The sequence below is a fragment of the Cyclobacterium plantarum genome, assembly GCF_011290685.1.
Lineage (GTDB): Bacteria > Bacteroidota > Bacteroidia > Cytophagales > Cyclobacteriaceae > Cyclobacterium > Cyclobacterium plantarum.
Map to the genome: position 1 here is coordinate 45,999 of NZ_JAANYN010000012.1, position 25,481 is coordinate 71,479.

General features: G+C 46.4%; 18 protein-coding genes and 1 riboswitch. Of the genes, 6 read left to right on the forward strand and 12 right to left on the reverse strand.

Going from position 1 to position 25,481, the window contains the following annotated elements; all coding sequences use genetic code 11:
* Window positions 1-821: 821 nt before the first annotated feature.
* The 11 genes from G9Q97_RS21285 to G9Q97_RS21335 all read right to left on the reverse strand — a co-directional run bounded on the left by G9Q97_RS21285 (window position 822) and on the right by G9Q97_RS21335 (window position 17,510).
* Entirely contained in the window at window positions 822-1,556 is a 735-nt protein-coding gene (locus G9Q97_RS21285) for a tetratricopeptide repeat protein (RefSeq protein WP_166150665.1), read from the reverse strand.
* On the reverse strand, window positions 1,553-2,977 hold the full coding sequence (locus tag G9Q97_RS21290) for a CCA tRNA nucleotidyltransferase (RefSeq protein WP_166150667.1): 1,425 nt from the start codon (window positions 2,975-2,977) through the stop codon (window positions 1,553-1,555). Before G9Q97_RS21290 ends, G9Q97_RS21285 begins: the two co-directional genes overlap by 4 nt.
* On the reverse strand, window positions 2,974-3,441 hold the full coding sequence (locus G9Q97_RS21295) for a hypothetical protein (RefSeq protein WP_166150669.1): 468 nt from the start codon (window positions 3,439-3,441) through the stop codon (window positions 2,974-2,976). Before G9Q97_RS21295 ends, G9Q97_RS21290 begins: the two co-directional genes overlap by 4 nt.
* A gap of 30 nt (window positions 3,442-3,471) precedes the next feature.
* Window positions 3,472-4,425, reverse strand: coding sequence for a methylenetetrahydrofolate reductase [NAD(P)H] (gene metF, locus G9Q97_RS21300; RefSeq protein WP_166150670.1), 954 nt, complete (start codon window positions 4,423-4,425; stop codon window positions 3,472-3,474).
* A gap of 30 nt (window positions 4,426-4,455) precedes the next feature.
* Window positions 4,456-7,170 (reverse strand): methionine synthase, encoded by a 2,715-nt coding sequence (gene metH / locus G9Q97_RS21305; RefSeq protein ID WP_166150772.1) that lies wholly within the window; start codon window positions 7,168-7,170, stop codon window positions 4,456-4,458.
* Between the two features lie 4 nt (window positions 7,171-7,174).
* Window positions 7,175-8,218, reverse strand: a complete 1,044-nt coding sequence (locus tag G9Q97_RS21310; RefSeq protein ID WP_166150672.1) for a homocysteine S-methyltransferase family protein — start codon at window positions 8,216-8,218, stop codon at window positions 7,175-7,177.
* Between the two features lie 77 nt (window positions 8,219-8,295).
* Window positions 8,296-8,397, reverse strand: a riboswitch (SAM riboswitch).
* A 104-nt stretch (window positions 8,398-8,501) separates the two neighbouring features.
* Window positions 8,502-9,794, reverse strand: a complete 1,293-nt coding sequence (locus G9Q97_RS21315) for a hypothetical protein (protein WP_246255815.1) — start codon at window positions 9,792-9,794, stop codon at window positions 8,502-8,504.
* A gap of 1,441 nt (window positions 9,795-11,235) precedes the next feature.
* Window positions 11,236-15,189 (reverse strand): PAS domain S-box protein, encoded by a 3,954-nt coding sequence (locus tag G9Q97_RS21320; RefSeq protein ID WP_166150676.1) that lies wholly within the window; start codon window positions 15,187-15,189, stop codon window positions 11,236-11,238.
* Window positions 15,190-15,369: 180 nt separating this feature from the next.
* Window positions 15,370-15,612, reverse strand: coding sequence for a (2Fe-2S) ferredoxin domain-containing protein (locus G9Q97_RS21325; RefSeq protein ID WP_166150678.1), 243 nt, complete (start codon window positions 15,610-15,612; stop codon window positions 15,370-15,372).
* A gap of 12 nt (window positions 15,613-15,624) precedes the next feature.
* The gene (locus G9Q97_RS21330) at window positions 15,625-16,824 is read right to left on the reverse strand and encodes a DUF819 family protein (protein ID WP_166150774.1); all 1,200 of its coding nucleotides are present in this window, start codon (window positions 16,822-16,824) and stop codon (window positions 15,625-15,627) included.
* A 50-nt stretch (window positions 16,825-16,874) separates the two neighbouring features.
* Window positions 16,875-17,510, reverse strand: a complete 636-nt coding sequence (locus tag G9Q97_RS21335) for an NUDIX hydrolase (RefSeq protein WP_166150680.1) — start codon at window positions 17,508-17,510, stop codon at window positions 16,875-16,877.
* Window positions 17,511-17,731: 221 nt separating this feature from the next.
* Here G9Q97_RS21335 and aceK point away from each other — a divergent pair, with 221 nt between their 5' ends.
* Window positions 17,732-19,459, forward strand: coding sequence for a bifunctional isocitrate dehydrogenase kinase/phosphatase (aceK, locus tag G9Q97_RS21340; protein ID WP_166150682.1), 1,728 nt, complete (start codon window positions 17,732-17,734; stop codon window positions 19,457-19,459).
* Window positions 19,460-19,833: 374 nt separating this feature from the next.
* On the opposite strand, the gene G9Q97_RS21345 is transcribed toward aceK, so the two are convergent.
* Entirely contained in the window at window positions 19,834-20,346 is a 513-nt protein-coding gene (locus tag G9Q97_RS21345; RefSeq protein ID WP_166150684.1) for a gamma carbonic anhydrase family protein, read from the reverse strand.
* Window positions 20,347-20,499: 153 nt separating this feature from the next.
* Between G9Q97_RS21345 and G9Q97_RS21350 the strand changes: the two genes are divergently transcribed.
* From G9Q97_RS21350 to G9Q97_RS21370, 5 genes are all read left to right on the forward strand, one after another.
* Entirely contained in the window at window positions 20,500-21,222 is a 723-nt protein-coding gene (locus G9Q97_RS21350; RefSeq protein WP_166150686.1) for a YceI family protein, read from the forward strand.
* Window positions 21,223-21,301: 79 nt separating this feature from the next.
* Entirely contained in the window at window positions 21,302-22,594 is a 1,293-nt protein-coding gene (locus G9Q97_RS21355) for an anthranilate synthase component I family protein (protein WP_166150688.1), read from the forward strand.
* A complete protein-coding gene (gene gdhA, locus G9Q97_RS21360) occupies window positions 22,582-23,931 on the forward strand; it encodes an NADP-specific glutamate dehydrogenase (protein WP_166150690.1) in 1,350 nt (449 codons plus the stop codon). Before G9Q97_RS21355 ends, gdhA begins: the two co-directional genes overlap by 13 nt.
* Window positions 23,932-23,939: 8 nt before the next feature.
* The gene (gene dinB, locus G9Q97_RS21365; protein WP_166150700.1) at window positions 23,940-25,007 is read left to right on the forward strand and encodes a DNA polymerase IV; all 1,068 of its coding nucleotides are present in this window, start codon (window positions 23,940-23,942) and stop codon (window positions 25,005-25,007) included.
* Between the two features lie 248 nt (window positions 25,008-25,255).
* Window positions 25,256-25,480 (forward strand): hypothetical protein, encoded by a 225-nt coding sequence (locus tag G9Q97_RS21370; RefSeq protein ID WP_222852054.1) that lies wholly within the window; start codon window positions 25,256-25,258, stop codon window positions 25,478-25,480.
* The last annotated feature ends 1 nt before the right edge of the window (window position 25,481 follow it).

Genomic DNA, 25,481 nt, shown 5'->3' on the forward strand with positions numbered 1-25,481 from the left:
TCAGGATTACAAATCCTGGTTATCTGGGTTCGACATGGCAAATATCGAACAGCGGAGCTCCGCGGAATTTGTAATCCCGTGGACAGATTAAGGGGGATTTGTAATCCCCGGACCAGTGCGGATCTGTGGTGAATTATTTTGTTTTTATCTGATACCTTCAGTTAAAAGCTCCGCTAGGAGCGGCCTATCTAGTAACCATGGGGTTCAGCCCATGGTTTTAGGCCAATCTCCGGGGCAAAGTGCCGTAGGTACGGAACATTTGTACGGCCCCGTCACTTATCGGCCGTCCCTACGGGACTTTGGGGCAATCGCCGGCTTATGGTCCGTGGGCTTAAAACCCACGGTTATTATATGGGTCGTGCCTACGGCACTGGGGTTGGCGGTGGCTTTGATGTCCACGTAATCAGGATTGCAAATCCTGTTTATCTGGGTTCGACATTACAAATGTCGAACAGCTGAGCTCCGCGGAATTTGTAATCCCCGAACGTAAACGAACATCATCCGGCATTGCAAATGCCTCGTGTACGTAATTGATTGGATATAAGGGATGTAGTTAGAAACTACACCCAGAAAGAGTTATATCCGACCAAAAAAATCTTTGCTGATCTATGGTAAATTTACCCTACAATTAACCGATTAACCAAATAAACAATTAAACCTTTTAACCCTTAACAACCACGATTCAACCCAAAATAGGGCCTGATTCCAAACAGCAACTTTGACTCCCCCAGCCCGATCAGAGCCATATTAACCCTTAACTTCTCCAAATTCCTCTGTGCTAATCTGTGTCAATCTGTGGTGAAAACTATTGTTCTACCAATTTACAAATCCGCCAGATTCTCCTTCGCCAGTTCAAATTCAGGATTGAGGGCGAGTGCTTCTTCGAAGGCAGTCCTGGCCTCAGCGGAACTTCCCTGGTCTTTGTAGATAAGACCCTTCAGGTTTTGCGCCGCGGCCACCATACTTACTTCCTGCATGGTATTGTCCTCCTTGGGGAAGTTTAGGTTTTGCTCGGCAGCCTTTTTGTCCTTGATCAACATGTTGACCGAGTTCAGGGCTTCTTCATATTTTTTTAAACTGTACTGCAGGTAGCTTGTTTTGTACAGGCTGAACAGGTCTCCGGACAATAGGTGCAGGGATTCAAAATGCGGCAATGCGCGCTCCAAAGCACCCAGTTGTTCCAGGGAAAAGGCAGCCACTTCCAGGCCTACCAGGCTTTTGTCGTTTCTTTCCAAAATGTCCAGGGCCACCAGGGCGGAAGAGCCATACTGCTCCATTTCAAAATACAGGGAAGCCAGGGTTTCGGGATAGGAAAGGTTGTTGGGATTTCTTTCCATCAGTTCATACAGCTTAATTTTGGCCACAGAGGCGTCGTTATAACGCATGGCCAGCGCATAAATCCGGTTGTCCGAATTGTTTCTGGCCTTATTGCTATCTGCAGGAACTGTAGCCGGAACTTCCCCTTGTGTATTGCTGCTATCCTGGGCCATTACAGCAGGCTGCACAATCGCGCACAGCAATAAAATCAATACAGCGTATTTCATCATCTTGTTCATTCGTTTGTTTTTTTCTCTATTCCTTTTTTTGCAGCCAATTCATACATCAACTGCAAAGCTTCATTTTTATTGTTTTGTATCTGACCATCCAGGATGGCTTCCTTGATTTCTTCTTTCAGGTCCCCCACCACACGGGAGGGTTTGAGGCCAAATATAGCCATGATTTCATCACCAGACACAGGTGGCTGAAAGTTTCTTACCTGGTCTTTGGCCTCCACTTCCTGCAATTTCTTTTCTACTTTATCGAAATTCGCCAAAAAACGTTTGACTTTATTGTTGTTTTTTGAGGTCACATCTGCCCGGCAAAGCTGCATGAGGTCTTCCACATCATCCCCTGCCTCAAAAAGCAGCCTCCTCAATGCGGCATCTGTCACCTTATCATTGACCAGGGCAATGGGCCTGAGGTGCAATTTTACTAATTTCTGCACATATTTCATCCTTTCATCCATGGGCAATTTCAATCTTCTGAAAATTCCGGGTGTCATCCTTGCCCCCTTGTCCTCATGTCCGTGAAAGGTCCAGCCCACTTTTTGGTTGAAACGCTTGGTGGCGGGCTTGGCAATGTCATGCATGATGGCCGCCCAACGCAACCAGAGGTCTTCCGTTCGGGCCGACAGGTTGTCCAGCACCTGCAAGGTATGGTAAAAATTGTCTTTGTGGGATTTGTCCCCTACCGAATCCACTCCCTGCAGGGCTACCATTTCCGGAAAAAACTCAGCCAGCAGGCCGCTGACAAAAAGCAATTTGAATCCATAAGAGGGCTTATCGGTCAGGATGATCTTATTCAACTCGTCGATGATCCTCTCCCCTGAAATAATGGAAAGGCGGGAGGCATTGTTGATGATCCCGTCAAAGGTATCCGGGGCAATATCAAATTTCAGCTGGGCCGCAAAACGAATGGCGCGCAGCATGCGCAAAGGATCGTCGGAAAAGGTAAGGTTGGGATCTGTGGGAGTGCGGATGATTTTCCTTTTCAGGTCCTTCACCCCCTCAAAGGGATCCAGCAATTCTCCGTAATTGGCTTTGTTCACGGCAATGCCCAGGGTGTTGATGGTGAAATCCCGGCGTTCCTGGTCTTCCTGCAAGCTGCCTGCCTCCACCTTGGGTTTTCTGGAATCGGTTTGGTAGGATTCCTTCCTGGCACCGACAAATTCCACCTCCCAGTCGTCCACTTTGATCATGGCGGTACCGAAATTTTTGAAAACAGCCACCTTGGGGCGCCCTTCCAGGCTTTGTGAAACTGCCTTTGCCAGCCGTATCCCATCGCCAATGCATACAAAATCAATGTCCTTGCTGGGCCGTTCCAATAAAACATCCCTTACATATCCCCCCACCAGGTAGGTTTCCATGCCCAATTGGTCTGCTACTTCCCCTACCTGCTGAAAAATAGGTACTTTATCTAAAGAACTTTTCAGATTCATGCGTTTATTATTTTCACCTTCCCATCGGCATGCAGCTCCATGGCTTTTGACCCTTTGGCTTGCAGTGGAAATGGCTGTTCCCCGGAATGGGGTGCTTCTTCGGTATTTTCTACCCATTGCAAAACTACCGTTTCCCGGAGTTCAAACAATAGCCTGTGCCAGAATGGTGATTTGATCAGTGCAAATTTAATTAATCCTGTGGAATTCATTCCATCCTTTGGGCCATTTGCCGGGGGACTGTGAAAAATCACCTTGTCGGGGGAAAATTCCACGATATCCAGTGCCACTTCAGAAAAACTACCCACCAGCGCCTGCAGTTGGTACAATTCATGGATCAGAAAAATGCCGCTAGCCCCTGTTGGGTACCTGCCCGGAGAAAGCCATTCAAAAACCTGTCCCCGGGAGTCTTCAAGGGTGATTTTCCCTGTTTGCCTGAATTGGGATTTTACTGCCCGGTAGTCCACTTAGTGCTATTTATTTCCAACATGTCAATTTCAAAAAACTTCTTTGGCTACCCGGTAGGTCGCATCTGCCCGGCTCATGGTGTAATAGTGCAGGGTAGGCACCCCATAGGCAACCAATTCCTTGCTCTGCTGTATGGCCCAGGCTATCCCTACCTCCTTCACATCGGCATTGCTTTTGCATTTTTCAAGGGCGGTAAGCAAGTCATCGGGCAGGTCCAGGAAAAAGATCCTGGGCAGGTTTACGATCTGTGAAAGCGTAGTAATGGGTTTCAATCCCGGGATGATGGGAATATCGAGGCCCATTTCCCGGACTTTTTCCACAAAGGCAAAATACTTGCGGTTGTCAAAAAACATCTGGGTGACCACATAGGTGGCACCGGCATCCACTTTGGCCTTTAATTTTTTCAGGTCATAGTTCATGCTGGGTGCTTCAAAATGCTTTTCGGGATACCCTGCCACGCCCACACAAAAATCCGTTTGAAAGCCAACCTCGGTTTCATCATGCAGGTAGCGCCCTTTGTTCATGCCTATGATTTGTTCCACCAGGCCAGAGGCATACCGGTGGCCATCATTATGAGGTACAAAATTGGCATCGGTCTTGGGTGCATCTCCGCGGAGGGCCAACACATTTTCCACTCCTATAAAATAAAGGTCTATCAGGGCATTTTCGGTCTCCTCCCTGGAAAATCCGCCGCAGAGCAAATGGGGCACTGCATCCACCTTAAAGCGGTTCATGATGGCCGCACAGATCCCCACGGTTCCGGGTCTTTTTCGGGTGCTTACCTTTTCCAGCAGGCCGTTGGCATGTTTTTTATAGACGTATTCTTCCCGGTGATAGGTCACGTCAATGAATGGAGGTTTGAATTCCATCAGGGGTGCTATTCCTTCCAGCAGGTTGCTCAGGCTCTGCCCCTTAAGTGGGGGTAGGATTTCGAAAGAAAAAAGCGTTTTATCCGCATTCTGTATGTATTCCGTAACTTTCATTTCAATGAATTAAAGGGCAGGGTAGCTGCCCTAACTGTTATAGGTCAATTGAGGTGCATAGGAAAGATTGGGCGAAAGCCAGCGTTCTGCCTGGGCTTTGGAAACACCTTTGCGGCGGGCGTAATCCTCCACCTGGTCTTCACCGATTTTTCCCAGACCAAAATACTTGCTTTCCGGATGCCCGAAATAATAGCCGCTTACCGATGAGGTGGGATACATGGCAAAGCTGTCTGTGAGGCTCATGCCCGTGTTTTTTTCCACTTCAAGCAGATCAAATAGGGTACGCTTTTCAGAATGCTCGGGGCAGGCCGGGTATCCCGGGGCAGGCCGGATTCCTTCATAGGATTCCCGGATCAGGCCGTCATTGTCCAGGGATTCATCGGCAGCATAGGCCCAAAATTCTTTTCTCACCCGTTCGTGCAGGTATTCTGCAGCGGCTTCAGCCAGGCGGTCGGCCATGGCCTTGAGCATGATATCGTTGTAGTCGTCCCCATCTTTCTGAAAAGCTTTCAGTTTTTCCTCTATCCCCAAACCTGTGGTAACGGCAAATCCACCAAAATAATCCCTGGCTTTGGGATGAATGTAATCCACCAGGCTCCTGTTGGGTACTCCTTTTCCCTTGCGCCCCTGCTGCCGCAGGAAATGAAAAACGTATTGTTTGTCTTTGGTGAATTCCGGATCAATGATCAAATCGTCTCCCGAGCGGTGGACCGGAAACAAGCCCAGTACCGCCTTGGCCTGTAGCCATTGCTCATTGATGATCCGGTCCAGCATGTTGTTGGCGTCGTTGTAAAGCTTCAGTGCTTCCTTCCCCACTACCGGGTCTTTCAGGATCTTGGGAAATTTGCCTGCCAGCATCCAGGTGGTGAAAAAGGGTGTCCAGTCGATGTACTTTCGGATCAGGCCCAGATCCAGCTTGTCCAGTACCTGAATGCCGGTCTTTTTGGGCTGTACGGGTTGGTATCCCGTCCAGTCAATATCGACAGGATTGAGCTTGGCTTCCTTGTAGGTCACCAGCTGTTTTACCTGTTGTTTGGCTTCATGTTCGTCCCTCAGCTTGCTGTACAGGGCTTTCATGTCGGTTCTGTATTTGTCCCTGGTTTCCTTATTGATGGCTTCTCCCGCTACGGGTACGGATTTGGAGGCATCCGCCACATGTACCACTGTACCGCTATACACAGGGTCGATCTTGACTGCCGTATGGATCCTTGAAGTGGTGGCCCCGCCAATCAGAAGAGGGATTTTCAAGCCCCTTCTCTCCATTTCAGACGCCACATTGACCATCTCATCCAGGGAAGGGGTGATCAGGCCGCTCAGACCGATAATGTCTACCTTGTTGGCCAGGGCTTCCTCAATGATTTTTTCGGTCTCCACCATGACCCCCAGGTCTATGATTTTGTAGCTGTTGCAGGCCAGCACCACGCCCACGATATTTTTACCGATATCATGCACATCCCCCTTGACGGTAGCGAGCAGGATCCGGTTGATGTTGTCTTCTCCCGCACCCTCAGCGTCGGCGTTCTCCTCCGGCAAAGGCATAAAAGGTTCCAGGTAGGCCACGGCTTTTTTCATCACCCGGGCACTTTTGACCACCTGGGGCAAAAACATTTTGCCTTCCCCAAAGAGGTCACCTACTACATTCATTCCGTCCATCAGGGGTCCTTCGATGACCTTCAGGGGATCTTCCAGGTGCAACCTGGCCTCCTCTGTGTCATCCACAATATGGTCCAGGATACCTTTGACCAGGGCATGCTGGATACGCTTTTCTACGGGCTGGCTGCGCCATGCTTCGTCCGTTTTGCTTTTCTTGCCGGCAGATTTTACCGTTTCGGCAAAGTCCAGCAGGCGCTCGGTAGCATCCTCACGGCGGTTCCAGATTACATCCTCCACATGCTGCAGCAGGTCTTTGGGAATATCGTCATAGACTTCCAGCATGGAGGGGTTGACAATCCCCATGTCCATGCCGTTTTTGATAGCATGGTATAAAAAAACGGCATGCATGGCCTCCCGGACGGGGTTGTTGCCTCTGAAAGAAAAGGAAACATTACTTACTCCTCCGCTGACTTTGGCACCGGGAAGGTTGTTTTTGATCCATTTGGTGGCCCTGAAATAATCTATGGCATTGGCCCTGTGCTCGTCCATGCCCGTGGCCACGGGAAATATATTGGGATCAAAGATGATGTCCTGGGGATTGAATTTTACCTTTTGGGTAAGTACATCATAGCTTCTTTTGCAGATCTGTATGCGCCTTTCATAGGTATCTGCCTGACCTTTTTCGTCAAAGGCCATGACTACCACGGCAGCGCCAAATTTTTTGATGGTTTTGGCCTGGGCAATAAACTCTTCCTCCCCGTTTTTCAGGCTGATGGAATTCACGATCCCCTTGCCCTGAATACATTTCAGGCCTGCCAGGATGATCTTCCATTTGGAACTGTCGATCATCACGGGAATTCGGCTGATTTCAGGTTCGGAAGCGATAAGGTTCAGGAACCTGACCATGGCGGCCTCCCCGTCGAGCATGGCTTCATCCATGCATACATCGAGGATCTGGGCACCCCCACGAACCTGATCCAGGGCTACCTCTATGGCTTCATCATAGTTTCCGTTCAATATCAACCGGGCAAACTTTTTGGATCCGGTGACATTGGTCCTTTCTCCAATGTTGACAAAATTGATGGCCGCATTGAAAACCAAAGGCTCCAGGCCTGAGAGTTGCAATGTAGGCACCTTGTTGGTATAAGTCATGGATTTATTTTTCAAGGGTTTTGACATTCAGTTGTCTGGGACTGTATTTGGAGGCCGTATTGGAAATGGCGGCAATGTGCTCCGGAGTGGTACCACAGCAGCCTCCCAGGATGTTTACCCAGCCTTCTTTCAGAAATTCTTCCAGCTGTTCATTCATTTCTCCGGGTCCCTGATCGTATTTTCCAAATTCATTTGGCAGGCCGGCGTTGGGGTAAACGCTAACATAGAAGGGGGCATTTTCGGCCAGTACTTTCAGGTAAGGTCTGAGTTCCCTGGCACCAAGGGCGCAATTCAAGCCCACACTCAACAGGGGCACATGGGCGATGGAAATCAAAAAGGCTTCGGTGGTCTGTCCCGACAAGGTCCTTCCGGAGGCATCGGTAATGGTACCGGAAATCATGATGGGAATTCCTCCCTCATGGGGGTCCAGCGGCAATCCCCGCTTTTCAAAGACATCCTGAATGGCATAAAGGGCCGCTTTGGCATTCAGGGTATCAAAGACGGTCTCCACCAGGAGAATGTCCACGCCCCCATCCAAAAGTCCCTCCACCTGTTCGGAATAAGCCTCCACCAGCTGGTCAAAGGTCACGGCCCGGAATCCGGGGTCGTTTACATCTGGTGATATGGAAGCGGTCCGGTTGGTAGGCCCGATGGCCCCGGCCACAAACCGGGGTTTCTGTGGGTTTTTGGCAGAGCACTCGTCGGCTACTTCCCTGGCCAGTCTGGCCGATTCCACATTAAGCTGGTAGGCCAGATCAGACAAGCCATAATCCTCCTGTGCAATGGAGGTGCTGCTGAAAGTATTGGTTTCGACGATATCGGCACCGGCATCAAAATAGGCTTTGTGGATTTCCCTGATGATTTCCGGACGGGTAAGGGAAAGGAGATCATTGTTGCCCTTAAGGGATTTTTTAACCCCGTAAAGTGCTTCATTTCTGAAGTCATCCTCCTTCAAGGCGTACCTTTGGATCATGGTACCCATGGCACCATCCAAAATTAAAATCCTTTTTTGAAGTTGCTGAAGCAATAAATCGGTTCTGTTTGGCATCTGTTTTTTGCAATTTTTCAAAAAGCTTATCCGAGCATGAACCGTTATAAAACTAGAAAAGTTTGTCTAACTTATTCGGCTCATCTTTATCCGGCATTTCCGGAACGGGAATTAGCACCTTGTCACATCAGGTTGCTAAGACATCATAGGGCCCTACCCTCCGTCTTTCTCGATAAGCAATCACAAAAGTAACAGGATTTCAGGAGAAAAAATCCCTTTTGACCAAAAAAATTACCTTTTAAGCAGTAAGGGATTTGTAGGGACAGCCAGGCTTAGCTCCCAGCTAGGGTCTTAGCCCCAGACCAAATTGAACATAAGGTCCTGACATGTAGTTGGCCATGGTGATCTCCCCCAGACGGTACCTGCTCAGGGGCACCTCGTATCCTGCATGTGCAGCATAAACAATTCTGAAAAGGTTTTTAAATACCGGCATGGCGTAGGACATGACCATTTCACCTTTGCTCATCAGGCCCCGTTTGCGGAGGTATCCGTCATGATCGGGTTCCTCAAACAACAGGGGGAAATTTGGTTTTCCAGTCTTTTCCAGACTGTAGCGAAGACTTCCGATTCCCATCCCCGCTAAAATGCCCAATTCCAGATTCCTTCGTTTATACAGTTGAATCCCGTAATTTCCATAAACACGCAAACTGTTGAGGCTCTGCTGGTAGTTTTCGTTTGCCCTTCCGGAATTGGAAATATTGAAAACATCTACCCCATACAATCGACCCCGGTTTTCTCCAAGGATCTTCATTCCCAGATTCCCGGGGGTATCTTTGAAAGGTTGCATGCCGTTTTCTGTCAGGGCAGCATTCAGACGTTTCGGATTTTTGAATGTTTTACCATAGAAAAAATGAACCCCAATACCGGCATCGGGAAAAAAGAGTTTTTGATCGGAAAGGGAAACCCCTGCTCCGAGTCGAAAAAAAGCCCCGCTCTGCAGGTTGTCAAAGGTGATGCCGTTCATGTTCCATGCCCCTTCAAAAGGGCTGAAGGAATAGCCGAATTTACCCAGAAGGCTAAGGTTCTCTTCCAAACCGGGAAGTGGCAGGTCGTAGCCGAATTGAAATCCGATTTCTGTCAGAAAACCGCCGAAATGATGGGTTCCTTTTTGTATATCATGTTTGCGGATGAGGAATCCCTGCTCCGGTTGGTCCAGAAAGGCGCCCATGTCAGAGACACTACGTTGGTCCCTGAGCATTTGAAAATTAAGGTACCCCGCCCCCAGTGACATGTAGTGCACCAGGTGAAATTTACCTTCTTCGGTCAGTGAATAGCCAATATTCATGTAAAACCTGCTGGTGCGGTGGTCCAGGGTATAATCCCTGAAATAGGAGTTGGATCCGTTGTTTTGCAGGAGCTCGAATCCCAGGATAAAGTCGCTCAGGCGGTACTGGTAGCCCAACCCCATGGTATTGTAACCACCACGAAGGTTGGAAATACCCTTCTGGGCAAGCATCTCATTCAATTCCCGGATATTGGATCCGGAAGTACCCATTATAAAATACAAGGTAGATCGCTCGGAAGGCCGGGTCTGTTGGGCCTGAAGGTCAGCAAGACCTAAAATGCAAATAATCAAACATGTCGTCCATTTCACCATAGTGCATCGCAAAGTTGCAAAGGTAGAATTTTAAGTGGAAAATTGCATTAATTTTTAGGTAGCTACTGCTTTTTTAAAACAGATAAACAGGATCGGCCCTGCCTATGGGGTTTTGTTGATGTGCTGATGTGTGAATTTGGTGATGTGGTGATTGTACGATGGCACGATTATTTGATGGTAGGATGGTTTGATGGTAGGGTTTAATTGGTTAACTGGTTCTTGAACTGGTTAATTGTTTAACTGCTTAACTGTTTAATTGAGGGTCTGAAAGGTAGTGGGAGTGGTTGTTAAGGGTTAAGAACCTTGTTTTATGTGGTTGCCTCTTTCTTTTGTTTTGACCCCTTTGGTGGTTGTTGGGCTGAATCGAAGATTGGTTAAGGGTTAATTGGTTAACTGATTATTTGAGGGGAAATCGTTAGAAATTTCATTTTCGTACATGATTTTGGAAGACTAAATCAAACCAAAAAATCTGTGCGAATCTGCGGAAATCTATGGTGAATCATTTTGTTTTTATCTGGCTCCATCGGTTAAAAGCTCCGTTAGGAGCGGGCGATCTAATAACCATGGGGTTCAGCCCATGGTTACAGACCTATCCCCGGAGCTAAAGTGCCGTAGGTACGGGCCATTTGTACGTCCCTGCCAAGTATCGGCCGTCCCTACGGGACTTTGGGGCGATCGTCGGCTTTTGGTCCGTGTGTTGAAACCCACGGTTACCATATCGGCCGTGCCTATGGCACTGGGGTTTGCGATGGCTTGGTGTACGGGTAATCAGGATTACAAATCCTGGGTATCTGGGTTCGAAATTACAAATGTCGAACAGCACGGCTCTGCGAAATTTGTAATTCCCTGGTACAGATAAAAGGGGATTTGTAATCCCCGGACGGGTACGAAAAAATCCCTCCCGACTCTGGTCGGGACAGGCTCTGCCCTCCGTCGCGGCGGAGGGATTTGGACCCGATGGATTTTTTATTTACTTTTTTGATGTACTTTTCCATAAGCCGGATGAAATTTATGCCACCAACTGCAGGCTTCCCATTCCAGCTTCAAAAAAAAATCTGTGGGAATCTGCGGAAATCTGTGGTGAATTTACCATAAAATTAACCGATTGACCAAATAACCAATTAACCATTTTAACCCTTAACAACAACGCAACTACTTAAAACAAGTACCGATGCCAAACAGCAACTTTGACTCCTACAACCTCTTCCGAGCCTTCTTAACCCTTAACAACCAGTATTCGACTAAAAATCAAGCCAATAGGGCAAAGACCATGTTTAATTCTCCCGAAACCTTTCGGACCAATTAACCCTTAACTACCCCGGCTCAACTACCAACAAGCTAAATTTCAGCGAAAAAATAATGACCAGCTCACCACAGGCTATCCGTGGAAATCCGTGGTGAATCATTTATCAGCGGAAAATCAAAGGTACTTGATGATTTTACCGTACAGGTTTTCCGGGGTAAAGGGCTTGGAAATATAATCATCCATTCCGGAAGCTTCGAGCTGTTCCTTCACTTCCAGAAGAGAGGAGGCCGTCAAGGCGATGATCGGCACGTTTCGTTTGGAAAGCAAGTCAAGTTTACGGATGATTCTGGCCACTTCAAAGCCATCCATTTCCGGCATTTGAAGGTCCAGGAGCACCAAATCAAAATCATTTTTAAAAAAATGATCCAGGGCAATTTTCCCATTGGCGGCAAAAACAATTTCTCCTACCCCCCATTTGGATAGGAATTTTTTGAGCAGTACCTGGTTGACCTGATTGTCTTCTGCTACCAGGATTTTCTTATCTCCCAGCTTGCCGTTCCATTCGATCACATCCTTTGCACTCAATTCGGGAAGTTCATCCTGCTTTTCAAAATCGACTTCAAACCAAAAAGTAGAGCCCACACCCAGCTTGGATTCCAGGTGTATGTCTGTACCAAATAGTTTTGTCAGTTTTTTGACGATGGCCAGGCCCAGACCAGTACCTCCGTATTTTCTGGTGGTATCCGAACTGGCCTGGGTAAAGGCATCGAAGATGGATTTGACCTTGCTGGTGGCAATACCGATGCCGGTATCCTTAACCGTAAACCTGACCATAACCCGGTTTTCGTTCTTACTGATCAAATCAAGGGAAATTTTAATGTAGCCCTGGTCGGTAAATTTGATGGCATTGCTGATCAGGTTATTGAGGATCTGAGCGATACGGACAGGGTCTCCTATCAATAATTTGGGCACCTCAAAGTCGGGCTCATAAATAATTTCCAGGGATTTGTCCCTGAGCTGATAGGCATAAGAATGAATGATCCTGTTGATCAGGTTTTTAGGTTCAAATGGTACTTTTTCCAGAATCAGCTTTCCGGAATCTATCTTGTTGAAATCCAATATATCATTGATGAGCCCTAGCAGATTTTCTGCAGAAAACTGCAGGGTACGCAGGTTTTCCAATTGGTCTTCTCTTGGATTATCTTCCAGCAACAAGTGGGAGAGCCCGATCACGGCATTCATGGGCGTGCGGATCTCATGGCTCATCACAGACAAAAACTGACTCTTGGCATTCAGGGCAGATTCCGCTTTTTCTTTGGCTTTGAACAGCTCCTTTTGGGTTTCTTTCAGCTTGGTGATGTCTCTGGCAATACCGGTATAATACCGCACCTCCCCTTTTTCATCCTTGATTACCTTGCCACTTGAGCTGAACACCCTGTAATGCCCTTTTTTATGGCGCAAACGAAATTCAAACTCCGGGTTGTCCTGGAAATACCTGATAGGGCTGATTTCCCCATCCAGGAATACCTGGGCATCTTCTGGATGCAGAAAATCGGTAAAATCCCCGCTGGTAAACTCAAAGGTTTCATAACCCAGGAATTGCTTGACATTGGGGGAAACATAGCTCAATTCCATCTGGGCAGTGATGGAGAAAATGATTTCCGTTGATTCCTCTACCAGGTTGCGGTATTTGATTTCACTTCTTTTTAGTTCTTTTTTGGCTTTGTATTCTTCGGATATGTCCCGGACAATTCCCAAATAATATTCCAATTGATCTCCGTTGAAAATTGGTTTGGCGGTCAAATCGTAGATCCTGTTCATATAAGGCAGGATTTTGGTGACCGTATTTTTTTTATCCAGGGCCTCATGCATCAGGGGAGCCACCTCTTCCAGGGTGGTCGTATGCACTTCATCAATGGTCTTGCCTTCAAAATATTCCTTGTCCAATCCCCAATACCTGAAATTGGACCCTTCGGCTACCAGGTATTTCAGGTTTTTGTCTATCAGAAAAACATTGGTAAGGGGAATATTGGAAGCCAGCACCCGGTAGCGATTTTTAATTTTTTCTATTTCCAGCCTGTCATTTTTCCTTTCCGTCACATCCTGCAATAGTCCCTCGTACAGGACCACATGGCCATCCTGGTCAAAAACGGGACGGATCTTATCTTCCACCCACCTATAGGTTCCCTCTGCTGAAATCAGTCTATACTCCCTGCTGTACTGTGCTTTTTCCGGCCGGACCAATTCTTTTTCGAAAATACACAGGTCTTCGGGGTGGATGATATCCATCAGGCTGGCCGCCTGCCGGATCAGTTTGTCCGCCTTGTATCCAAACTGGTTGATGTTTTCGGTGATATAACACAATTTAAAGCCCTGATTGGGTTCTACTTCAAAGAGTACTGCGGGGCTATTCTCAATGATCATTTTGGCTTTTTTTGCCATTTCCTCCCGCTGTATCTTGGAGGTCAGGTTTCTGACCAGAAATGAATACCCGATTTTTTCTATTTCCCTGTTTTGTATGGGCTTTACAGAAATTTCATAGGGGTGTACCTGTCCGGAGTTATCCAAAAGCTGCACCTCCTCCACCCAAATATTTGCCTCAATGGCCTGCTGTACCAGCTCCTCAAATGTGTTGGACGCAGCACTGATGATTTGAAAAAAGTCACTGATCTTTCCCTGACCATTTTGTTTGGGATTACCCTCAAAAATAGCCTCTTGATTCATGTAGACTACATTCAGATTCAAATCAGTGACATAAATAGGTTCATTTACCTGTGCCAGTATCTGGGATTCGAATAACAGCTTGCGCTCTACTGTTTTCTTTTCTGTAATGTCATTGCAAAAACCAAAAACCTCCAGGTTTCCCTGAGGGGTCAATTGATTGACCTGTACACCGTAGGCAATGTATTTTTCCTTTCCGTTGGGGTTGGAGAAAATGAATTCTCCGGAAACCGACTTCCTTTTTCTTATGGCCAGCTGAATCTGTGATTTAACCTTATCCCTGTCTTCGAAGCGGATCAGGTTGAGGAAATTGCGAATACTCATTGCATCTATGCCGGTATCCAGCTGAAAAATCCGGGTAATCCCTTTAGAGAAATAAATCCTTCGGTCCGAATGATTGAAACGCCAGGACCCGGATTTGGCCAGAATCTCTGTCGAACTCAGTAATTTTTCGTTTCTGAAAAGTTCTGCTTTGGTGGAGCGATTGATATAGGCAGCTCCCAACACATCTCCCAGTTGCTTGAGAACATATTCATCACGGTGTGCCTGTTTCCACTCTTGCTGGGGCAAGGTGCTGCTCAGGGTATATATTCCCAATAATTTGTTTTGGGCAAAAATGGGCACCAAAATGAATGACCTTACACCATGTTTTTCAGCGATCAAGGCTTCAAATGGATGCAATTCCGGGATTTGCTGCAGGTCTCCTACCGCTCTGAAGCCGGTATGGGCCAATCCATCCAGGAAATTTTCCTGCCCTTCGAATGAAATGGAATGTTCTACTTTCTCCGTTCCCGGACTGGGATCTTTTTCCCATTGAAATACGCATTCCAATAATTTAATTTCCCTTTGGACGAGAAAGAAATTTGCCCTTTCGGCATGTTGTGCGTGGGCAATCATGGACAGGGCCTTGAGAAATACCTGGTCCCATTCCTCATCCGAGGCATTTAAAAAATGGGTAGAAACCCAATTGATCATCCGTTCAAATTCCACCTTGCGGTTTAGCAAACTGGCAGCGTCTTCTCCAAAAGCCAGATCCTGATCTGCTTTATTTCCTTCCTCAGATTTTTTTCGCCCGCCATTTGCTGTTGTAAAACGACCGGTAAGCAGGCAAATCTTGGCCCCATCGTCAAGGATGCTTCCTTCTATTTTTAACAATAATTGTACTTTCCCCTCGTGCTGGTACTCAACATGAAAATTTTCCTGAAGATCGTTTTCAAAATAACGCAGAATATCCTGAACCAGCTTGTCAAAATCTTTCAGGTAATTCTCCCAAACACCATCTTTTTTTTTATGAAAAAGATGCCAATCTCCCTCCGAAAAAATGACCTGATCCTTATTAAAAATCAAAAGCAATTCATGTCCCTTTTTGGGTCCTTGAAATAGAATTTGTTCGAACTCTTTGTTCATTTTAAAAATAAATAATCAATTATTGTTCCTGCCAAAGTCTAGACTGTATGGCAGTGGCATTTGCCTGATGTAATTAAGGCCTTAAGTTAATAACAAAAATCAATTCTATCATTAATTTGTCCTAATAATATCAAATCTCCCTGAATAGCAGGAATTAATAGCCTCAAAAATCAGGAACAGTCAATCCTCTTTAAGCTCGGAAATCAACTGGTCCAGATCCGCTTTTTTGATGAGCTGGTTGTTTACTACCGCCACCGGCCCTGATTTGCAGCAATCCATGCATTTGGTCTTCACCATTTTGAACTTTCCCCTGAATTCCCCTTCATTCAGGATTTGCTTGATTTTCCCGGCAAAATTCCTGGCCCCATTGCTTTTACAATCGGACCCCGAACAGACAAAAATAAACTTTCTCCGTTTTTTCATTACCTAAAACCTTTAATTACCAAAAGCCAACTGCAGCAAAATACCGCAAATGTATGCTCCATAGGTCCCGAGACCGTAACCCAGGACCGCCAGCAACACCCCTACCGGTGCGAGGGCAGGGTGAAAAGCGGAAGCCACAATGGGTGCCGAGGCCGCTCCTCCTACATTGGCCTGGGAGCCAATGGCCACATAAAAAAAAGGAGCCCGGATCACAAAAGCAACCAGCAGCATAAATGAAATATGGAAAATCATCCAAACAAAACCAACTAAAAAGAAAACCGGGTTGTCCAACACGGCTCTCAGGTCCATCTGCATGCCAATGGTAGCTACCAGCACATACAATAAAACACTGCCCATCCGGGATGCACCCACGCCTTCAAGTTTTCTGGCCCGGGTGAAAGAAAGCAGTAAGCCTCCCGTGGTGGCCAGAATGACCAGCCAGAAAAAGGAGGAGTCCAGCGAGTAAGTTTTCAGGGCGGGATAATGCGCTCCAATATATACAGCCAGGATCTCACCCAAAAAATGAGCGATCCCGGTAACTAAAAAACCCAGGCCTAAAATGGTCATGGTGTCCGCAAGGCTGGGAATTTTCATGATACTCAACTGGTATTTTTCAACCTTCTCTTTCAAGGCCGTAATGGCCGAGGTATCCGCTTTCAACCACTTGTCCAGCAGGGCAGGTTTGGCGGCCCAGTAGAGTAAAAAAGCCATCCATAAATTGGCTACGATCACATCCACGGCAATCATCTGGCTGAAAAGGACAGGGCTGGCGCCAAAAACTTCCAGCATGGCTGTCTGATTGGCGCTCCCGCCGATCCAACTGCCCGCAATGGTGGCCAGTCCGCGCCAGGTTTCATCTGCACCTATTCCCCCCAATACTTCGGGATAAAGAAGTGATACCAGGTAAAGGGCCACCGGACCGCCGAAAATGATTCCGAAAGTCCCCGTCAAAAACATGATCAGGGCTTTGGGGCCCAGTTTTAAGACACTTTTCAGGTCAATGCTCAAGGTAAGTAGAACCAAAGAAGTGGGCAGCAAATACCTGGAAGCAATAAAATACAGTTGAGAATCCGCACCGGATATCAGACCGAAGGTATTGAACAAGGCGGGTAAGAAATAACAAAGCAATACTACCGGAATAAAACGGTAAATGGCCCTGAAAAAGGGATGATCACTGGCGGAGGTATAAAAAACCAATGCCAAAAGGCCCATAATAAGGCCAAAAACCACCGCATCATTACTTATCCATACATTTTCCAAAACTAGCTGATCTTTTTCCAAAGCGTCAAAAATTCACTCAATATCATTGCTGTGGCTCCCCAGACAACTTCCTTGTTGATTTCATAATAAGGGGCTTTGATGGTAGTGCCTTTGCTGGTAAATACAAGTTTTTCTTTTTGCATTTCCCTGTTGAGCAGGGTTTCAAAATTACAGGTGACCAAGTGGTCTACTTCCCGGGGGTCGATTTTGAATGAGGGCGTTTGGCTGGCATACCCCACGAAGGGCCGGACAGAAAAATTACTGGGTGGAATATACAAATCTGAAAGGTTGCCCAATAAGGTGATCGATTTCCGGTCTACCCCTATTTCCTCTTCTGTCTCCCTGAGGGCCGTATAGCTCAGGTCATGGTCACCGGCATCCATTTTCCCGCCGGGCAGGGCAATCTGACCGCTATGCACCCCTTCGTAAACAGCCCTTTTGATAAAAGGTATGCTTATTCCTTCCGGACCGGGACAAAACAACAACAAAACAGCTCCCTTTCTGGCTGTTGCCAGGCGCTTTTGGTCAAAACGCGCTTCTTCCAAAGGCACCGGTGCCATATGAGCCTGCCCCAGCCTTCCCGGTAAAGGCTGCCTTAAACCAGTCTCAAGCACTTTTATCAACTCAATAAATTCCATGGGCAACTTTTAATAGTGCGAAAAAAAGGCCTGAATAATATTCAGGCCTTTTTTATTTATCAAACCTATTAAACCTATTGGGTTGTATTCAAATAAATGAATAAACTCGCTCGAAATTTAAACAATAATTCTACAAATCCAAAGGTTAATAATTTTGCCGGAAAAAAATAAAACAGTAATATCCCTGTCGAATGACCATTTAACAAATAAGTTCCCCTTTTATGCCCGATAGCATTTCCTCTCTCACCGTCAACAGCATTCTCAAAGGATATGAAACCTACATTTCAGAATTTAACCGGATTACCCAGCAAATCCCGGCAAATTTTGTCAATCGCGATTGGAAAACCCTGCAGGACAACCACCGCAAAAGACTCCGGCTTTACAAAGACCTGTTAAAAGACACTATCCATTTGTGCAAGGAACAGCTTGGGGAGCGGGTTTCGCAAAAAGAAACATGGTTTGTTATAAAATCAAGCTATTTGGAACTGATCAGGAACAAAGCAGACAAAGAGCTGGCTGCTACCTTTTTCAATTCGGTTTTTAGAAAAACCTACCCAGGGAATATCATTGACGATGCGCTGATGTTTGTGGAAGCTCCATTTGAAGAAATTCCCCGTGAGATGGATTCCAGCCTGTTTTACAATTATCCCGGAACCGGTAAACTGGAAGATATATTCAGGAAAATACTGGCTGATTTTGATTTCGGCACTGCTTATTACCAAAAAGAAACAGACATCCACAACCTGGTCAGAGGGGTACAAAAGGTGATTCTGAGCCGCTATAAAGCCACTTCTGAAACCACCACCCAGGTATTGCGGGATATTTTTTACCGCAATAAAGCCGCCTACCTGATAGGCAGAACTTTTATAGGCCAAAAGTGGATGCCCTTTATCATTCCCTTTGTACACAATGCCAGGGGCGTATTTGCCGATACCCTGATTTTTGACCCCAATATCATGAGTGGTATATTCAGTTATACCCGCTCCTATTTTATGGCGCGCATACAGACCCCGGCACAAACCGTACTTTTCCTGAATTCGGTCATACAACACAAGCGGCCTTATGAAATTTATAATGCCATAGGATTCAACAAGCATGGGAAAACTGCCTTTTACAGGGATTTCACCAAACACCTGAGGGAAAGCCAGGATGATTTTGTGGAGGCCAGTGGCATCAAGGGCATGGTCATGACAGTCTTCACCCTGCCCTCTTATAATATTGTCTTTAAATTGATCAAAGACCATTTTGAACCGCCCAAAAATATGACCCGGCAGCAGGTCAAGGAAAAATACAAACTGGTGGGGCTGCATGACAGGGTGGGGAGAATGGCCGATACCCATGAGTTTGAAAACTTTAGATTGCCACTAAACCGGATTGCCCCGGAATTGATGAAGGAATTGAAAAATACCGTCAACTCCCTACTGGAAATTGATGGGGATACCCTGGTCATCCGCCACCTGTATATTGAAAGACGGTTGAAACCCATGAATCTTTATCTGGAGGACTGCAGCCTGGAAGCGGCCAGGCATGTGGTAGACGATTATGCCAATGCCATCCTCCAAATGGCCAAGGCCAATATTTTCCCGGGTGACATGATGATCAAAAATTTTGGGGTCACCCGGCAGAACAGGGTCATCTTTTATGACTACGATGAAATCGAATTTTTGGAAAACATGAACTTCAGGGCAAAACCAAAACCAAAAACATACGAGCAGATATATGCTTCCGAACCCTGGTATGAAATAAAGGCAAACGACGTTTTCCCCGAGGACTTCAAGCGTTTTATGATAGGCAGGGCCGATGTCAGGGATTATTTTATCCAATCCAACCCACAGCTTTTTGATCCCGGATACTGGAAAGAGATACAGGGCGCAATCAAAAAAGGGGAACTGATCCATGCTTTTCCCTACCCGGAAAGCATGCGGTTCCGGCCGGAAGAAAAAATCTGATTCCCGGTGTCTGGCCTAAGCCTCTTTGCGTATTTAATTTAAAGGTGTTCTTTTTCTCGTCGTTCTACGTAAGTTATGCCTTTAAGATTGCAGCTTTGAATACGTCATCGGTATGGTCCATATTGGAATGAAAAGGAATCGAGAATAAACACGCTCCCGCAGAAGTCTGAGGTTGTACGGAGGCGAATTCCCGATCTTAATCGCTTTTCTCAATGGATTTAAGTCTCCGCTCCGGTTCAGATTGCTTCGCAGGAATCGCAATGACGGCGTTTTCGTCACTGCGAGACCTAACATTTTAAAAAACGCAGAAATCGGGATGACGAAGGGATTTTTGGAATGGGGTAGACAGGCTATGTTCAAGCGTTTATAGGTTCTTAGTCCTTATACCAACTCGCGTATTTGGGATAATTGGCCGCAATCCGCGAGATGGTTGCTTCCATCTCGGGCCCGGTGGCCTTAACCCTTTTGGCAGGAATTCCGGCATAAATGCTGTTTTTTTCCACCACAGTACCCGCCAACACCACTGCTCCGGCTGCTATGACGGCCCCTTCCTGAACGACAGCATCATCCATGACGATGGCGCCCATACCTATCAACACCCGGTCTTCTATGGTACAGCCATGTACAATGGCCTTGTGGGCGATGGAAACATCTGAACCAATATTTACCGGTGCCTTTTGATAAGTACAATGGATGACCGCCCCATCCTGTATGTTGGTACGGTCCCCTATCCGTATATAGTGCACATCACCCCTTACAACGGCATTGAACCATACGGTGCAATCTTTGCCCATTGCCACATCACCTACTACCGTGGCATTTTCTGCCAACCAACAACCCGCTCCAAATTGAGGGGCCTTATTACCTACTTTCTTAACTAGAGCCATATTTATGATAATCAGAATTATATTATTTTAAACCAGCGAAATTTTAAATTTTTAAAAATTTATTTGTTGAAATACTGAACTTTTTCATATAAAAACAGTTTGAGTGTTTATACATATAAATTGAAACCAATCTTAATTAAACCATTATTATTTATGAAAGCAATTAAATTATCGGGATTCATGTTATCGGCCGCTATGCTGGCCTTTTCATGTGGACAAAGTTCGGAAACCGTAGAAACTTCAGAAGCAGAAGAAGTAGCTGTGGCTACCGGATCCACATTGGCACTTGACGTCAATTCAAGTAAAGTAAACTGGAGAGGCTATAAGCCTACAGGCCAACACAATGGCATTATCCCAGTTACCGGAGGTGAAATCTCAGTTGAAGGAGATGCCATTACCGCAGGAGAATTTACTTTTGACATTACCGGTCTTGAAATCCATGATCTGGAAGAAGGAAGTGAAAACCACGGTAAATTGTGGAACCACCTGCAGTCAGATGACTTTTTTGATGCAGCCAACCATCCTCAGGCAAGTTTCGAGATCACAGAAATCACTCCGTACGCTGCTGGTGATGCCGTGCAGGATAAAGAGCAATTTGAGTCTGAAAACACGCCTAAAAGTTCTTCTGAACTCGCACCCGCTACACCTACCCATTGGATCAGTGGTAACCTGACCATTAGGGGCAACACCAAAAACATCAAATTCCCGGCCAGCGTGTCTATGAATAACGGAACCATTACCGCACAGGCAGGTTTCAACATAGACCGTACAGAATGGGGTTTGTCTTACGGTGATGAAGCTACTGCTGTTGACAAGGCAAAAGACCAGTTTATCTACAATACGGTAAGTGTCAATTTCGATATCAAGGCCAATTGATAGTGAAGTAAGCAATTATGTAATAGAGAAGGGGACATTTTGTCCCCTTTTTTATTGCCTTTTTCCTATTTTTGCCCCTATGTCCCAACAAGAAAGCAGCATTTCCCTTTCCATCAACCCACAATGGGTCCGCCAATTGCTTGATTGGGCAGATCAGCATTTTAACTATTACAGCTATTTCAACCCCAATGGCATTGCCTATCCCGGGGATGCTTTCACCCATGTTTTTTATGCCGGTACTCAGGCAGTGGATCTGGATCATTTAGACCTTTTGCCTGCAGGAAAACCAAAAATAGGTATCATTTCCTATGACAGAAAAAACAGTTATGAAAAATTGTATAGTGAGAATGATTGCCGGGTGAGATGTCCCGAAACCTTGTTTTTCAGCCCTGAAATAACGGTAAGTTTTTCAGCCGATGTGGCAATGATCACAACCTCCGACCCGGAAGCCTGTGCCAAAGCCATAGCATCCACGCAGGCAGTAAGACCTGAGGCCAGAGGTGATTTTACGCTCTTTGCTTCTCATGGGAAGGAGGAATACACCGGGGTTTTTGACAAAATTCAGCAACATATACTGGATGGGGATATTTATGAAATGAATTATTGCATGGATTTTCACGGCAGCTTGCCCTACTCCGATCCTGTGGGTTTCTATTTGCAACTATGCGCCCATTCCCCCATGCCCTTCAGTGCCTTATTCAAAGCAAACGACCTTTTTCTGACTTGTGCTTCTCCGGAAAGGTTTTTGAAAAAACAGGGGTCAACCCTGCTCAGCCAGCCCATTAAGGGAAGCGTGAGGAGGGGCAGCAACCCGCAGGAAGACGCCATGCTGAGAAAAACCTTGCTTGAAAGTGAAAAGGAAATGGCCGAAAACCTGATGATCGTTGATCTGATGCGCAATGACCTGTCAAGGCTGGCTCAAACGGGTACGGTCGGTGTGGATGAATTGTTCGGCATCTATACCTTCCGGCAAATTACCCAAATGATCTCCACAGTAAGTTGCCAACTGCTTCCCGGTACAGGCTTCAGGGAAATCATTTCGAAAACCTTTCCTATGGGCAGCATGACCGGTGCGCCAAAAATCAAGTGTATGGAATTGATTGAAAGGTACGAATCCTTTAAAAGGGGTTGGTTTTCGGGGTGCCTGGGATATATTGATGCAGCCGGGGACTTTGATACCTGTGTGATCATCAGAAGCCTGGTCATGGACCGGGCCAAAAACAAATTTTATTTTGGTGTTGGCAGTGCCATCACCGCAGATGCCAATGCATCAGACGAATACCAGGAATGCCAGCTAAAGGCATCCACAATTATACAGACATTAAATTATTTTTATCAACTTAAAACCGATCCAGTTAAATGGCCGCATTAAACAATATCCTGAAATCCATCACCCAAAAAAATCCCCATGAAGCAGAATACCACCAGGCGGTGGAGGAAGTATTTGAAAGTATCCTTCCCGTGCTGAAGAAAAACAAAACCTTTGTAGATGAAAAACTTTTTGAAAGGATATGCGAACCGGAAAGGGTGATTTCTTTTCGGGTTTGCTGGACAGATGACCAGGGAAAGGTGCAGGTAAATAAAGGGTTCAGGGTTCAGATGAACAGTGCCCTTGGGCCCTACAAGGGGGGGCTGCGTTTTCACCCCAGTGTGAACCAAAGCATATTAAAATTTCTGGCCTTCGAACAAATTTTCAAGAATGCACTTACCGGATTGCCCCTGGGGGCGGGAAAAGGAGGGGCAGATTTTGACCCAAAGGGAAAATCAGACGGGGAAGTCATGCGGTTTTGCCAGGCCTGGATGATGGAAGCCTACCGCCATATCGGCCATTATACGGATATACCGGCGGGAGACATAGGGGTAGGAGAAAGAGAAATAGGCTACCTTTTCGGTACCTATAAAAAAATCCAGAATGAATTTCAGGGAGTATTGACCGGAAAAGGTACGGATTGGGGGGGGTCCTATCTGAGGCCCGAAGCTACAGGTTATGGGCTGATTCACTTTGCCCATTTTATGCTTACTGAGGTCGATGACAACCTGGGCAACAAAACCTGTTTGGTATCGGGAGCAGGAAATGTATCCCAGTTTGCCATGGAAAAGCTACTGCAGGAAGGGGCAAAAGTAGTGGCCTTTTCGGATTCCACTGGCTTTGTTCATGATCCTGAGGGCATGACTGAGGAAAAACTGAGTCACCTGAAAACCGTCAAAAACGGAGAAAGAAAAAGCATTTCGGCTTTTGCCGATAAATATGCATCGGCCACCTTCACGACCAAAGGAAGTAAAAATATCTGGTCCATCCCCGCCGACTGTGCCTTCCCCTGCGCCACCCAGAATGAACTGGAGCTTGCTGATGCCAAAATCCTCCGGAAAAACGGGCTGATGCTACTGGCAGAAGGGGCCAATATGCCTTGCACCCCCGAGGCCATCAATTATTTCCAGGAATCCAAGGTCCTGTATGGTCCGGGAAAAGCATCCAATGCCGGCGGAGTAGCTGTATCGGGACTGGAAATGACCCAAAACAGAATGGGCCGCTATTGGGCTAAAATTGATTTGGAGAAAGAACTTCGCGCCATTATGAAAAACATCCATGAAAAATGTTTGGAAACCATAGACAAACATCACCTGGAGGAGCAGGATTACCTGAATGCAGCAAATATCGGGGCTTTTGAAAAAGTAGCCAAAGCCATGCTGGCCCAGGGCACTGTCTGATAATAGTCATGACCCTGATCCGGAAAATCATACATGTGGACATGGATGCATTTTTTGCATCGGTGGAACAGCTGGATCATCCGGAGTACAGGGGCAAACCATTGGCTGTAGGCGGAAACAAAGAAAGGGGGGTGGTGGCAGCTGCCAGTTATGAAGCAAGAAAATTTGGGGTAAGGTCCGCCATGGCTTCCAGGCTGGCAGCAAAAAAATGCCCCTCCCTGATATTTGTCAAACCCCGGTTTGAGCGATACAAGGAAATTTCCCTTGAGATAAGGAAGATTTTTCTGGATTATACGGATCTGGTAGAACCCTTGTCCCTGGATGAGGCATTTCTGGATGTGACGGTAAATCACTTCGGTCTTCCATCCGCCACCCTGATAGCCAAAGAAATCCGGCAAAGAATCAAAACGGAAACAGGACTGAATGCTTCTGCAGGCATTTCTTACAATAAATTTCTGGCCAAGGTGGCCTCTGACCTCAATAAACCCAATGGTCAGGCGGTGATCACCCCGGAAAAAGCGGAGGCTTTTTTGGAGAAGTTACCGATAGAGAAATTTTTCGGCATCGGCAGGGTCACAGCCGAAAAAATGAAATCCCTGGGCATACACAATGGTCATGACCTGAAACAATACTCGCTGGCATTTCTCACCGGCAGGTTTGGGAAATCAGGGCTGCATTATTACGAAATTGTGAGAGGTATACACAATAGTGAAGTAAAGCCCGACCGGATCAGGAAATCACTGGGGGTAGAAAGCACCTTTGAAAATGACCTGATGGATATATCGGCCATCCTGGATAGCCTGAAGGAAAAAATTTTACCCGAATTTTTCAGGAGGCTGGAGCGAAATCAGGCCAGGGGAAGGACCTTGACCCTCAAGATCAAATACAACGACTTCACCGTACATACCCGATCCAGAACCTTTGCTGAGCCCATACCCCTGGATAGCATGGAAAACCTGAGCCTGGACCTGGCCCAACAGGAGGCAATAACCAATCCTGTGCGGCTGCTTGGTGTCAGCTTATCCAATCTGAGCAGATCCGATGAACCCGGGGAGCAGCTTAAGATCAGGTATTGAGGTCAAAAAATTCCCATGGTTCGGTATCTTTGCCCCGGAAGGGAAAAAATATATTCCTCTCATTCTTGCTAACAGGTAATATATCGCGCCATTACAGGGCTCAGGTATTTTTGAATAGAAAATTGACCTTTGGGGTTTTCCGAACCCCGAAGGTCTCCCTTACCGAAATCGTGGACACTTTCGGGGTCTCAATGACCCCAAAGGTTTGAAATCACACAATCCGGCATTAATCTTGTGTAGTGAAATGCATGAACAATTTTAAATCCATGACTACTTATCAAAAATACCTGGACTTTGGTGTCAAATATAGCATTCCATTGACCATAATTATGGCGACTCTTGCCATGAAAAAAGCGAAGGGTTTTGGCAATCTGGCTGTTTTTGCTTTGGTGACCCCTACCATGTTGGGCTACCTGTACAGCCTGAAGAAAGCCAAAGAAACTTTGAAAAACCACCCTGAAGCTGCCAAATAAC

What these genes read in the sequence shown, in the direction of transcription:
- G9Q97_RS21325 (WP_166150678.1), bottom strand. Translation starts at nt 15,612, where the DNA reads ATGAAAAAACGGAGAAAGTTTATTTTTGTCTGTTCGGGGTCCGATTGT.
- G9Q97_RS21345 (WP_166150684.1), bottom strand. Translation starts at nt 20,346, where the DNA reads ATGGCTCTAGTTAAGAAAGTAGGTAATAAGGCCCCTCAATTTGGAGCG.
- G9Q97_RS21310 (WP_166150672.1), bottom strand. Translation starts at nt 8,218, where the DNA reads ATGCCAAACAGAACCGATTTATTGCTTCAGCAACTTCAAAAAAGGATT.
- gdhA (WP_166150690.1), top strand. Translation starts at nt 22,582, where the DNA reads ATGGCCGCATTAAACAATATCCTGAAATCCATCACCCAAAAAAATCCC.
- G9Q97_RS21320 (WP_166150676.1), bottom strand. Translation starts at nt 15,189, where the DNA reads ATGAACAAAGAGTTCGAACAAATTCTATTTCAAGGACCCAAAAAGGGA.
- dinB (WP_166150700.1), top strand. Translation starts at nt 23,940, where the DNA reads ATGACCCTGATCCGGAAAATCATACATGTGGACATGGATGCATTTTTT.
- G9Q97_RS21350 (WP_166150686.1), top strand. Translation starts at nt 20,500, where the DNA reads ATGAAAGCAATTAAATTATCGGGATTCATGTTATCGGCCGCTATGCTG.
- metH (WP_166150772.1), bottom strand. Translation starts at nt 7,170, where the DNA reads ATGACTTATACCAACAAGGTGCCTACATTGCAACTCTCAGGCCTGGAG.
- G9Q97_RS21330 (WP_166150774.1), bottom strand. Translation starts at nt 16,824, where the DNA reads ATGGGCCTTTTGGCATTGGTTTTTTATACCTCCGCCAGTGATCATCCC.
- G9Q97_RS21370 (WP_222852054.1), top strand. Translation starts at nt 25,256, where the DNA reads ATGAACAATTTTAAATCCATGACTACTTATCAAAAATACCTGGACTTT.
- G9Q97_RS21290 (WP_166150667.1), bottom strand. Translation starts at nt 2,977, where the DNA reads ATGAATCTGAAAAGTTCTTTAGATAAAGTACCTATTTTTCAGCAGGTA.
- G9Q97_RS21335 (WP_166150680.1), bottom strand. Translation starts at nt 17,510, where the DNA reads ATGGAATTTATTGAGTTGATAAAAGTGCTTGAGACTGGTTTAAGGCAG.
- G9Q97_RS21285 (WP_166150665.1), bottom strand. Translation starts at nt 1,556, where the DNA reads ATGAACAAGATGATGAAATACGCTGTATTGATTTTATTGCTGTGCGCG.
- aceK (WP_166150682.1), top strand. Translation starts at nt 17,732, where the DNA reads ATGCCCGATAGCATTTCCTCTCTCACCGTCAACAGCATTCTCAAAGGA.
- metF (WP_166150670.1), bottom strand. Translation starts at nt 4,425, where the DNA reads ATGAAAGTTACGGAATACATACAGAATGCGGATAAAACGCTTTTTTCT.
- G9Q97_RS21355 (WP_166150688.1), top strand. Translation starts at nt 21,302, where the DNA reads ATGTCCCAACAAGAAAGCAGCATTTCCCTTTCCATCAACCCACAATGG.